This is a genomic window from Chitinophaga filiformis, from assembly GCF_900102545.1.
In the GTDB taxonomy this organism is placed as follows: domain Bacteria; phylum Bacteroidota; class Bacteroidia; order Chitinophagales; family Chitinophagaceae; genus Chitinophaga; species Chitinophaga filiformis.
Genome location: NZ_FNBN01000012.1, coordinates 172,700 through 185,566, shown reverse-complemented (window position 1 = coordinate 185,566; position 12,867 = coordinate 172,700). Strand labels below are relative to the sequence as shown.

The window sequence follows — 12,867 nt, the reverse complement described above, 5'->3', positions numbered from 1 at the left end:
GTCTTCCGCAATAGTTTTCAACCCGACCAAAATCAAACTGCCCTTATGCTCAAGAATTACTTTGTGATCGCCTGGCGTAACCTTATCAAGAACAAAGTGACCACGTTCATTAATATCGGCGGACTCACCGTTGGAATGGCAGTAGCCATGCTGATTGGATTATGGATATGGGATGAGTTGTCTTTCGATACTTACAACACGAACTACCCTTCTATCGCAAAGATCGCGAGGAGTGAAAATATGCCGAACGGAGAAGTATACATTTCAGACAATAGTAACCACTTCCCTATTCCACTGGCAGAGGAGCTCCGACGCAATTACAACAACTACTTTACGCATGTAGCGCTGGCATCAGAAAATATTGAACGTATCATAAAATCGGGCGACAAGCAATTCTCACGGCAGGGCATGTATGTGGAGAAAGATTTTACAGATATTCTTACGCTGAAAATGCTGGCAGGATCTGTTAAGGATTTTGCAGAAACCAATACTATCCTGCTAAAGAGATCACTGGCCACTTCTCTCTACGGAGACAAGAATCCTGTGGGACAAGTCTTACAGCTGGACAACAAACAATCCCTGAAGGTGATCGGTGTATTCGAAGATCTTCCATACAATACAACATTCAGAGATGTGAGTTTCTTCTGTCCATGGAATTTACTGGTGAGTACAGAGCAATATGTAAAAGACAATCTTAACAACTGGGGCAACAGTTCGTTCAATATCTTCGCCAGTACAGTGCCTGGTATTCCGATGGAAGAGATTTCCGGTAAAATCAAAGATGTTTATCAATCGAAGCTTGACAAACCAACCTTTGATAGCAAAACTACCCTGTTCCTCCATCCGATGAAAGACTGGCATCTGCGGGCAGAATGGAAGAACGGCATACATTCCGGTGGAAAAATTCAACTGGTATGGCTATTTGGCCTTATTGGGATGTTTGTACTGTTTTTAGCCTGTATCAACTTCATGAACCTGAGCACAGCACGATCAGAGAAAAGAGCCAGGGAAGTAGGTATACGCAAGACCTTCGGCTCTCTGCGCAGTCAGCTGATAAAACAGTTCATGAGTGAATCCTTACTGATCGTATGTGTTGCTTTTATACTCAGCATTGGGATGGTGATATTAAGTTTAAACTGGTTTAATGAGATAGCGGATAAGAAGATGGTCTTCCCTTTTTCCAACCCTATCTTCTGGCTGATAGCAGTCGTATTTATCATTATCACGGCTGTTGTTGCCGGTAGTTATCCGGCCTTTTATCTCTCTTCCTTCCAGCCACTGAAAGTATTAAAAGGAGCTTTCCGCGCCGGCGGATCTATCACTCCCCGCAGAGTGATGGTGACATTGCAGTTTACCGTATCCATCATCCTGATCATCGGAACAATTGTCGTATATCGCCAGGTACAATTCGCGCAGAATCGTCCGATAGGTTATGACAGGAACGGGCTGATAAAGATAACTATGAAAACCCCTGGTCTCAACGGCAAGTATGATGTACTTCAGCACGAATTGCTTGCTTCAGGAGGTGCTATAAATTTCGCGCAATCTTCCTCTCCTACTACACAGTCTACTTACTTCGACGATCGCTTCGAATGGGAAAATAAAGATCCGCAGCTGCCTAAAATGGCTTTTTCACTAACGGCAGTGACCTATGATTTTGGTAAAACAGTTGGCTGGAAATTCAAGTCAGGCCGTGATTTCTCCCGCAGTTTTCCTACTGATAATGCAGCCATCATTTTAAATGAAGCGGCTGTTAAATACATGCAGCTGAAAGATCCTGTAGGAAAGATAATCCGCTGGAATGGCAATCCATATACGGTTGTTGGTGTGATAGAAAACATGGTGACGGAATCGCCTTACAAGCCTGTTCAGCAAAGTGTCTATTTCATGATACCTGGGATAGGGCCTGTTATCACCATACGTCTTAATCCCCGGTTAAGTGCTGGTGAAGCGATCAGCAAGATTGAGCCTATTTTCAGGAAACTGGATCCTTCCAGTCCTTTTGAATACAAATTTGTAGATGATGAATATGGGCGCAAATTTGCGGCTGAGCAACGTATTGGTGCTTTGTCCACGCTCTTTACCTGTCTTGCTATTTTCATTTCATGCCTGGGCATCTTTGGACTGGCATCATTCATCGCAGAGCAACGCATGAAGGAAATCGGCATCAGGAAAATACTGGGCGCTTCCATTGCCAGTTTGTGGGGACTGTTATCGAGAGAGTTTGTAACGCTGGTATTTGTGGCATTCCTGATTGCTACACCCGCTGCGTATTATTTCCTGGACAAATGGCTGCAGCAGTACGATTATCATACTACTATCGCCTGGTGGATCTTTATAATAGCGGGTGTGAGTGCATTGGTGATTACGCTTTTCACGGTGAGTTTTCAGGCGGTTAAAGCGGCGTTAGCGAATCCGGTGAGGAGTTTGCAGCGCGAGTAGTGGTGGTATGCCTTGCTTACCGGGGCCTATAAAGAAATCCGTAATTATTTCACCCCCTTCGCCATCCGATGTATTATATTATTTAATTATATTGCGACAACCTTAATAAAGGAAGGGCAAATATCGACATGACAAAACAAGAAGTAGAATTGATCATATTCAAAGTTAGTGCAGAGGGACAGGATGCTATCCATATGAAGATCTACAAAAATGGAACGACATGCAGATACGGGGTCGGGGGACTTCCTCAATTGGGCATTTCAGGCATGAGCTTTTTTAACAGTTCAAAGTTCTTTGACGCCATAATTGCGAAAGTGCCAGATGAGGTGCTCGAGTCGCCTTCAATGTATGAAGAAGAGACTCCCAATGGCTCCCTGGAATATGTTATTGCGTTTTATGGCGTTTCAAAAAATGGGGATACCGGAGAAAGAGCTGAGTGGACTAAGTCAACCGGCATAAGATTAAGACTTGACCGGCGGACGCAATTCAGACATCCGATGCTGAGTTTAGCAGACAGCTTAACAATGGATGCCACTGAGTTAACAAACGAGTGGTACTTTGATGTGGTACTTAATGCGAGGTACAATGTGTTAAGTTCTACGCTTCCTCAGGAAACGATTATTACACAACCTAAAACTGAAGCTGAAATCCATCAGCATTTTGAATGGTATATCAATCAGATGATGACAAGTTCCCGGAAATGGAGCATGGCTAACTTTGGTGAGAATAAAACCTATGGACGGGAAGGAAGGTCATATAAAGGCGACGTTCAACAAGACGACAAATCGTTTGCGATTAATTTTTCCCCTTTAAATGACAGTACTGCTCCTGCAGATAAAAAGCCCTGGTGGAAGGTATGGTGAGTTGCCGAATATATTAAAAACAACTACAGGCCGCCTGTTTGAGTTACAGCAGTAATCAGCACAGACTTACCATCGGCTTCCAGATGAAGGCAGGCCGGCAACAATCAGCGACATAAAAGAACTGACATGTAATGGGCATGTTGATGTCTATTAGTTGGTCAGATTCGCGAAGTTTCATCCGTATGAGGGAATTCAGAATCCCGATAATAATTCTCTAATGGTGATAAACCGTATCCACGTGCCATACGTATTTTAGCAATGAACCTGGAATGTAATCCATGGTATCATTGGGATATAAATCTTTTAACTTTTTCAGTTTCGTCATTTCTTTAGGATAAACCTTGATTTTGCTTGAAGACGTCTCAAACGTTTCCAGATTTATGAGATTAGCAATTCTTGGTGACAAATAAGATATGTTATTGCCTCCAATGCAAAGGTGTTTTATTGAAGTAAGATTGTACAATTCTTCTGGAATTGCACTGATGTTATTCTGGAAAATATCCAATGATTCTAATTCGGACAGGCTTAGGATCGCTTCCGGCAAGTGAGATAAATTACATTCATGTAGTTCGAGAGACTTAAGATGCCTGAGTTGTTTTAGTTCTGATAGATCAGTTCCGCTAAGATCATTACCATCTAGATTAAGCTTTTGAAGATTTACGAATTGCGTAATCTCTTGTGGGAGTCTGGTGAATGCGCATCCGAACAAATTTAGCTCCGTTATAGTATCAGGTTTTTGCTTGAGCAACGAAAGAAATTCATTCCTATTCCTTTCGATGGAAAAATCTTCCTGAGTAAAATTTCTGTCCCTTATTTTTAATTTTATCTTTCCAATAATTGTTACTGTATCATAAACGTCTTCATGTCTGGTGTGCTTTCCTATAGTTTTGTAGTTGATTTGTACTGTAAGATAATCTCCTGGTCGGTATGTGTTTTTATTCAATGATATCGAACACGAGGAAGGTAGGTAGTTATATTTTGTATGGGCATCAAATAGTTCAAACGTAGAATATGCTGTATCGGGTAATATTATAAAACTGGATAGATAGCAACCCTCAAACCGGCCATCATTCAAAAACAATCCTAAAGTATCTCCGGATATTTGGACGAGGCTATTTGTGCTGTCAGATAATCCTGTATTATATTCTTTTCTTCTTGAAGTAGTGAAAATTAAAATGTCGCTGCTGTCAATAGTTATTTGAGGGTCATAGCCGATATGAATCCGTGGATCGTTGGAAACAGACTTATTTAATTCGCAATTTCGGCAACTGTTTAATACTAATATCGTTATAAGTAGTAGGGATAATTTGGTCATAATAAGCGTAAAATAATGAAGAGTATTCATCGCAACGGAAAACGTCTTATCGGTACGTCATTCTTCGCTAAATAATTTGAATAATAGCAAGTTGAATTGAGAATGAGAGTTCTATAAATGCAAAACCTGCTCATAGAGCGGGGTTTGCATTTTATTTGCCCAGCAAAAATGCACCTGCGGCAATAAGCTGGATTCTTATAAACTTGTATTGTAAGTATAAGCACTCTGCCAACCACGCTATTTGTAGCGGGCGTTCAGGCCATTACATCCCCCTACACACTTTCAGGAGTTTGTAGCACGAGCGCTCCCTACCGGTTTACGTACCTCTACACGGAAAAAAGAAATGTAATTAAGACCAGCGGCTATAAATACCAGCCCAATAACTTTTGCTTTCAGCACCCAAACGCAGTATATACCAAACAGTGCAAGTATCAGTCCCATGCTGGCTACTCTAACATTAGTGAGTTCAACATTTTTGTCCGAGATGCGGATCGTCTTTTTCGGGAAACGGAAACGCCTGCTGAAATCTGTCTTATAAGTCAGGATGATATTGATAATAGAGCAGCAGGTGATCAGGCTGGCTACAAGCAACGCCTGTACTATTGTAAAGTCAATAAAAAACACTGCTGCCTGAGACAGGAGTACGATAGCGAGGGCAATGTACAGATAGATTTTCATCAGGTATTATTGGTTAAATGCCCGAAGCTACATATATAATCTGTAAAATCTAATACTCATCGTCATCAACTGCAACGGTTACATGCCATTAAATAAGAAAATAGTGCCAAAGAAACGTTATCTCTCCTGGAAAGACCAATTGATGTAGCAAGAGCCGGTCGGAAAACCGACCGGCTCTTTCAGCTATTTATGTACACGACAATTAGAGGGGTTAACTACAATGAGTGCCAGACCAGCGCCTCAGTTGTAGGTTATAGATTAAACTTCCCCTCCACTAACTTACCTATCAAAGGTATAGGGCGCTGTGCCTCGTTGGACGCTGTTATTATTCCCATCAGCATCAATATGAACGGGCACAGCGAAATAATATAGAATAAGGTGGCCAGTGATGGCAGTATTCCTACCAATACCCCACTAACAATACTTAACACTATAGAAAAAAGAATAATGCCTATTGATTGGGTAAGATGATATTTTACCAGCGGACTTTTATCGTCGGACTTACGATATGACAGATAGGCAACTACCCATCCGATAATAGTGATATAGGCAACTATGGCCATCGTGCGGTTTGTCATGATATGATGTTTTTTTGATACAGTGCAAACCTAGACAGTGCTGCCAGGAAAACCATAAAAACAGCAGCTACAATGGGGCTACATAAACAGGCAAGAACGTCTACAAAGCGTCTACCAAAAAACATAACTTATATGATTTTCAGATGATTAATATTTCACCACCTTTTCCAACATGATTCTTTTTCCTATTTTTGGAGGGATGTTACGAAAGATCATAGCCATATCAATTTTAACCTGCCTATCCACTTTTACGTTTGCGCAACAACGGTATAGGGACTCTCTTGAACAGAAGCTTACACAAGTCAGTTTGTCAGCTTATGAGAAAGTGATGGTTCGTTGTAAGCTCGCCAGAGCATATTTTGAAACGGACCTTGACAAGGCCCTCGCGTTCACAAACGATGCCGCCAATGCTCCGGGACCAGATGCAAAGGCCTGGCTCTATGCAACAAGGACACACCTGCTTGTACAAAAGAAGAACAAACCGGCAGCATATGCCGCCCTGGATAGTGCGCTTCTTTATGTAAACGAGGCGAAAGATCCGCTGGCAAAAGGTATGGTGTGGCTCAGGAATGGATGGCTGGATATTATTGATAACGAAAATGACCTTGCTGCCTCCAAACTCCTGAAAGCGGTTGATTTCTTTAAGACTCCTGCCGGAGCACCCTATGCAGCGCTCGCCTATCACTATCTTGCCAGCATTTATAGTTATGGCACAGATACCACCAGGCAGGCGGCTTATGCAAAAGAATGCTATGCCCGGGCGCTAGACAATGGAGAGGCGGATGTATTGAATACGGCTTACTATACCATGGGACAGTATTTCCATGACTGCTATAAATTAAATACCAGACAGAACCTGCTCGATTCAGCATTATCTTACTATAACAAATCAATCGCGCTCAGCAACCGTGAAAAAGGCAGGATCATCATCAGAAGCAATACTGCAGCGGTTGCGCTGAATACTGCCAATATCTATTTCCAGCATTATCCGTCGTCCTTCCGGGACAGTGTATACCATTATCTGGAGCTGGCAGAGCAGATTGCCACAGAAACACGGCTCACAGAAATACTCATCAATTGTTATGGCATACGCAGTGAATATGCCCTCCGGAACAATAACGTAAACGAAGCAGAAGAGCTGCTGCTGACTGCACTCAGCGAAGCGGATGGCTCGGCGATTAAAATGCCGCTCACACAGTCCCGTATATATCGCGCTCTGGTAAGAGTGGCAGAACAGAAAGATGATGCCAGACTTGCCTTATCCTACATGAAAAGCTATGTAGCCAGTAACGAAGAGGCGTTTAACCAGGAGAAAATCAACAATGCCCAGAAAATTGATGCACGATACCGATCTGCACAACAGGCGCAGAAAATAGCCCTGCTGGAGCAGGAAGCATCTTTCCGGGAAAAACGTAACCTCCTGTATATCGGCCTCGGAATAGCTGGAATTGCCGCGCTCTCATTTCTGCTGATCTCTTACAACTATAAGCTGAAAGCCTCCATGCGTAAACAGGAGTTGATAGATAAAGAGAAAGAGGAAGCCATTCTGAAAGTGAAACTGCAGGAAGCAGAAACTAATCAGCTCATTGCAGAACAGGCACTCTTACGGGAAAGGCAGCTACGTTTAGAAAAAGAACTGCTGGCCGGACAATTGCAGAAGGAGGAGAAAAACCAGATCATGGAAATACTGGCTGATAAGAATACAGCCGGCAATGAAGAGATCAAAAAGCTTATCAAACGTCAGCAACAACTCGATGAGGAGTACGAAGACCACAAAACTGATTTTGTAGAGGTGCATGCAAGTTTCTTCGAACAGCTGCAGCAACGCGCCGGCAATTCCCTTACAAGACTGGACATGAAGTACTGCTCCTATATACTGATGGGCCTATCCAATAAGGAAATATCAACGCGAATTAATATTGAACCCAAAAGTATCAGGATGGCCAGATACAGGATCAAACAGAAATTAGGCCTCGGAAAAGAAGACAGCCTGGATAATTTTATAAAAACCTTAGGCTAACCGTAGCACTACAACGAAGACTACGGATAAAACGTGGTGTCTGTATAGTCTCCTCCCGTAGATTATTGGTATCCCTATGTCAGTTTACAATACCCTTTCTTCGAATGTCTGGTTTCCCGGCAGGTCTTCCGCCATTGCCCTTACCTTCCCTCCCGTATACTCAGGATTATCATTCCGGGCCGTATAAACCCATTCTATGCCATTTCTACTCTGTAATGCATTCCCCTCCTCAACCAGGACTCCTGAAGCCGTATAAATGCTTATAACGACCTGGTATACGCGGAAATCATCGGTAGCACGAACCCTGATATGCTGGCCTGCCTTTCCCGTGTATTCGTCTGCCTTCAGCTCATGGATTTCCGGGGCATTGTAAAAGTCTCTTATCGCCAGGTTATTGGCATTCTGGCCGGGTTTTGCGACAGCCATGTAGGCAGCCACCATGTCTGGGTCAGCCTTCACTGAGGCAGCATATTCGGTTGCAATAGTAAACCTGGTTTGTACATTCAGCTGTTTGGGGGAGAATTTATAGCGTTTCCCCTTTTTAGTCTTCGCTTTACCCAGGATGACCTGTCCTGCTCTTTGTGTCACTGTAAGCTGTTTTCCGATAGTACCGGATACCTGGGCTAACAGGAGATTGTTTTTAGCTCTTGCCATATAATTGGTTTTCAGGCGTTAACAAGAAATAAGATAGTTGCTATAGCAATATAATAAACATGGTTGACTTCGGCAAATATTCTTTGTAGCAGGTTCTTTTACCGTTCTGGTTCCTATATCTCCATATCGCTATAACGTCATCTGGATATCACTTTAGGCTCATATGTATATCGATTCGATATAGAAATGTCGGTGAAATGATATGGAAATGACGGTATTGTGATATGGAAGAAGCGGGAACAGATGCTTAAAAGAAGGGGATTAAAGCGATTTTTAGTGTTTTTTTGCCCGTCTGTTAAAAAAACAAGGGGCAGGCTGCCTAAGCGCAACCTACCCCTTGAAATGAGTTATATGTATGATCAGTTGACGACCATCGTCTTTTCCTCCAGTGCTCCCAGATAATTCTCAAAGCTCCTTTCTTCAAACGCAGTATAGAGCAAAGGCTCTATCAGTTCCAATTCCATCAGTGCCAGTTTACCATCTACCAGCAAGCCATCTACACGGGTATACAGTGCATCGGCAGCAAAGCGGCGCACCAGGGCTGTTGCTTCTTTGATTACGGCAGCATCAGGCTGTACACCACTAATAGTAGCACCGTATTGCGGTTGTACACGGAAATCGCCTTCTTTCGGCTTTTTCACTATCGCATGACTAAAACGGCCACCAAAGAAGACGAGCGACCACTCTCCTGCATGGATCTCTTTCAAAAATGGCTGCGCAATAAAGGCTTCCTGCCGCAGCAATTCATTCAGGGGATGCTTCGGTAATTCCGGGTCTCCTTTCACCAATGTGAAGGTATTCTTTGAACCACCGCTTACACAAGGCTTCACAATGATCTTATCAGTACCCAGGCGGGTGAACAAAGTCGAAAGATCAGTCGTAGTATCTTTTTCAAGGAAGATGGAAGGAATGATATAAAATCCTGCTTCTTTGATCTCTTTCAGATAATGTTTGTCGGCATTCCACAGCACCATCTCCACCGGGTTTAATAAGCGTACACCCAATGCCGACAGTTTGTGCAGCCAGGTCCTGAATTCATTCAGCCTGTTATGATAGTCAAAAGGCGACTTCAGAATGACAAGGCCATAAGAAGACCAGTCAGCCTGCGGATCTTTCCAGTCCTTTACTTCTGCTGTCCAGCCGCGCGTATTAAGGCTTTCCAGTAGTTTTTTGTCTTCATTCCTTGCCATCTCAAACAGGTTGGCAGGGTCTTCACATATCAGCGCTATTCTCTTGTTATCTGGCATAATAGTTTATTTCTGCATTACGTTATTCTGCTCCCTGTAAGGTATAGACACCACCGGCGCTTGTTTGCAGGGCATATGGATAACCGGCAGATGGATCTTTCGGTTTCATAGGCGCCAGCTGTGCGTTACCCGTTGCTTTCAGTCGATGTTTTGATACGAGGTAACAGGTACCCGCTCTTGTCGCATGCACTGTTACACTGGTGATCTTTCCCGCTTTCCAGCTCATATCGATCGTATGACCATCAAATGCCAGCAGGCCCTTTACCTTGCCATCAGACCAGCTATCAGGAAGAGCAGGCAGCAAATGTATGGCATTTGATTGTCCGTTGAGCAACATTTGTGCAATACCGGAAGTGCCTCCGAAATTACCATCTATCTGAAACGGCGGATGTGCACAAAACAGGTTAGCATAAGTACCGCCTGCATCATGCATATCGATAGAACCTTTACCAGTAAGGGTCAGCAGCTCGCGCAATAATTTATACGCATGATTGCCGTCTTCCAGTCTGGCCCAGGTATTGATCTTCCATGCCTTGCTCCAACCAGTGCCGCCGTCACCTCTGATCTCAAGTGTACGTTTGGCAGCATTGGCCAGTTCAGGTGTTGTTGAAGGAGAGATCTGATCGCCGGGGAACAGGCCATATAAGTGTGAAATATGACGGTGCTCTACCTCGGAAGAAGGCCAGTCTTTATACCATTCCTGCAGACTGCCATCTTTCCCGATCTTAAATGGATAGAGACGGTCGGCAGCAATCTGTAAAGAATCACGCAACGTATTATCTACCTTCAATACTTCACCTGCTTTGATCACATTATTGAACAGTTCACGAATGACAGTCATATCCATCGTACTGGCTATAGATACGGCTTCGCGCGTTCCGTTTTCCAATACGAACACATTCTCCGGAGAAGTAGCAGGAGCAGTAACAAGTAATCCCGTAGCAGGATCTTTTACCAGCCAGTCCAGGCTGAAAAGCGCCGCTGATTTCATAATAGGATATGCCGTATCTCTAAGGAACTGCACATCACCTGTATAACGGTAGTGCTGCCACAGGAACTGGCACAACCAGTTACCACCCATCATCCAGTTAGCCCACTGCGGATCTCCTTTGCCATTATCTCCTACCGGATTAGAAATAGCCCAGATATCTGTATTGTGATGCGCTACCCATCCGCGGGTATTATAGAAATTGTGTGCTGTATGCTGACCAGTTACAGACAATTCTTTTAGTAACTGGTACAGTGGCCGCTGCATTTCCATCAGGTTACACACTTCTGCGGGCCAGTAGTTCATCTCTGTATTGATGTTGATGGTATAGTTCGAGCTCCAGGGTGCGCGTAATTCTTTGTTCCAGATACCTTGTAAGTTAGCAGGAGCCGCTTTTGTACGTGAACTGGAGATCAGCAGATAACGGCCAAACTGGAAGTAAAGGCTTTCCAGTGTTGCATCCTTCCCTCCTGCTGTATAACGCCGCAGCCTTTCATCTGTAGGTAATGCACTCTGATCAGCGCCATCCAGTTGCAGAGATACACGGTTGAAGAAAGTATGATAATCCTGCTCATGACGTTTCAGCAGATTGTCGTAAGACAATGCAGCCGCTTTTTTGAGATATCCGTCTACCAACGCTTTTTCATCCACACCTTCGCTATCCGGACATTTATCATAACCATTAAAACTTGTTGCAGCCGTCAGCAGCAATGTAACTTCCGTTGCGTTCCTGACTGTGATACCTGCGGTATCTGTTGTAACACTACCATCAGGGCTTATAGCACGCATACGCAGTTCATAGCGCATACCGTTGCAGCTACCGGGTGTTTCATATTTAATGGGCTCTTTGTTGTAGTTTACATAGTTGGGATCAGCCTGAGAAGGTGCTTTACCTCTCATTGCTATCTCTTTCTTACCTGTTACCACAGTACTGTATCTCAGCTGGCTCGAAGCGGATGCTGTAAAGTTTAACTGCCCCTTTTTATTCGCTTTAAGTCGTATCACGATCACCTGGTCAGGTGCAGAGATGAACATTTCACGGGTATAGGTAACACCGCTACTGCTGAAACGGGTAACAGCCTTCGCATCCGCAATATCCAGATCGCGGTAATACTGGCTTACTACGGTATCTTTCAGTTGTTGCCGGATACGCACATCTCCTAATGGCAGGAAAGACTGGGAATAGGCGCCCTGCATCTTCCGTAAAATACTATCTGCTTCATGGTACTTTTCGCTGAACAAAGCTTCTCTTACAGCAGGCAGATATTTAGCTGCGCCCGGATTGATGTTGTTGTTAACTGGTCCGCCGGACCATAAAGTAGCTTCATTAAGCTGAATCAATTCTTCACTGGTACCACCAAACACCATGGCACCCAACCGGCCATTACCCAGTGGTAAAGCCTGAGACCATTCAACGGCTGGTTCCTTGTACCAGAGTTTCAGCTTGTTACCGGCTTGCTGCGCCCGTAAATGACCTGCTCCTGCAGAGAGCAACAATAGCAAAATAAGACCTGTTCTGTTCATAGACGTGAAAAAATAAAATAATTGTCGAATAAACAAGTTCAGCTTTTTTAAAAGGAAATGCAAACGATTGCGAAAAAAAGAGAACAAACCTTTGGTTATCACTTACAGGGGTATTACATTTGTTGTGTAAATCATATATTGCCGGGATAAGATGTAAGTTACCTCCAGCACAAGTGAATGAATGAAATCCTGGCTGATAGCTGATCAACGAGTATGAGCTCATATCACTCTGCGAAGATTTCATCAGATAACAATAAAAAAGTATTATAGGTTAGCTTTTATTGTGGAGCTGTTAGAGCTAAGTGTGGGTCGAAGTATGTCTGATTTTATGTCTAAGTCGATATATTTTCTTTCAAAATCTGACCTAACAACGGCGTATAAAAAACAAGGAAAATTCTTGTAAACAGCCATGACGGGCTACCTCCGAAGATATTTAACTCTTTATGGACCTGAGTACCATAACGTGGAATTTTAGCACAAAGGTCGAATTCTTTCGACCTTTCTTTTTTTATTTACCTGAGAGGTTCTATATTGTAGAACAGACATTTAAAATTATAT

9 protein-coding genes are annotated in these 12,867 nt (G+C 43.4%); 3 read left to right on the top strand and 6 right to left on the bottom strand.

Going from position 1 to position 12,867, the window contains the following annotated elements; all coding sequences use genetic code 11:
* The first annotated feature begins 45 nt into the window (after nt 1-45).
* Nucleotides 46-2,442: an ABC transporter permease gene (locus tag BLR32_RS31425; protein ID WP_089838205.1), complete on the top strand. Its 2,397-nt coding sequence runs from the start codon at nt 46-48 to the stop codon at nt 2,440-2,442.
* Between the two features lie 128 nt (nt 2,443-2,570).
* On the top strand, nt 2,571-3,305 hold the full coding sequence (locus BLR32_RS31420) for a hypothetical protein (RefSeq protein WP_089838203.1): 735 nt from the start codon (nt 2,571-2,573) through the stop codon (nt 3,303-3,305).
* Between the two features lie 214 nt (nt 3,306-3,519).
* Here BLR32_RS31420 and BLR32_RS31415 read toward each other — a convergent pair whose 3' ends face one another.
* The 3 genes from BLR32_RS31415 to BLR32_RS31405 all read right to left on the bottom strand — a co-directional run bounded on the left by BLR32_RS31415 (nt 3,520) and on the right by BLR32_RS31405 (nt 5,876).
* Nucleotides 3,520-4,620: a leucine-rich repeat domain-containing protein gene (locus BLR32_RS31415; RefSeq protein WP_176842497.1), complete on the bottom strand. Its 1,101-nt coding sequence runs from the start codon at nt 4,618-4,620 to the stop codon at nt 3,520-3,522.
* 282 nt (nt 4,621-4,902) lie between these two features.
* Nucleotides 4,903-5,298, bottom strand: coding sequence for a hypothetical protein (locus BLR32_RS31410; protein WP_089838200.1), 396 nt, complete (start codon nt 5,296-5,298; stop codon nt 4,903-4,905).
* Nucleotides 5,299-5,549: 251 nt separating this feature from the next.
* Nucleotides 5,550-5,876, bottom strand: a complete 327-nt coding sequence (locus BLR32_RS31405; protein ID WP_089838198.1) for a magnetosome magnetite crystal formation protein family — start codon at nt 5,874-5,876, stop codon at nt 5,550-5,552.
* A gap of 307 nt (nt 5,877-6,183) precedes the next feature.
* On the opposite strand from BLR32_RS31405, the gene BLR32_RS31400 reads away from it, so the two are divergent.
* Complete coding sequence (locus BLR32_RS31400) at nt 6,184-7,896, top strand: LuxR C-terminal-related transcriptional regulator (RefSeq protein ID WP_176842496.1); 1,713 nt, start codon at nt 6,184-6,186, stop codon at nt 7,894-7,896.
* Between the two features lie 84 nt (nt 7,897-7,980).
* Here the strand turns inward: BLR32_RS31400 and BLR32_RS31395 are convergent, their stop codons facing one another.
* The 3 genes from BLR32_RS31395 to BLR32_RS31385 form a co-directional block, all read right to left on the bottom strand.
* Nucleotides 7,981-8,550 carry a hypothetical protein gene (locus BLR32_RS31395; protein WP_089838194.1) on the bottom strand — a complete coding sequence of 190 codons (570 nt, stop codon included), beginning with the start codon at nt 8,548-8,550 and terminating at the stop codon, nt 7,981-7,983.
* A gap of 359 nt (nt 8,551-8,909) precedes the next feature.
* On the bottom strand, nt 8,910-9,797 hold the full coding sequence (locus BLR32_RS31390) for an ATP-grasp domain-containing protein (RefSeq protein ID WP_089838193.1): 888 nt from the start codon (nt 9,795-9,797) through the stop codon (nt 8,910-8,912).
* Nucleotides 9,798-9,819: 22 nt separating this feature from the next.
* Nucleotides 9,820-12,309, bottom strand: a complete 2,490-nt coding sequence (locus BLR32_RS31385; protein WP_089838191.1) for a glycoside hydrolase family 95 protein — start codon at nt 12,307-12,309, stop codon at nt 9,820-9,822.
* Between the last annotated feature and the right edge of the window lie 558 nt (nt 12,310-12,867).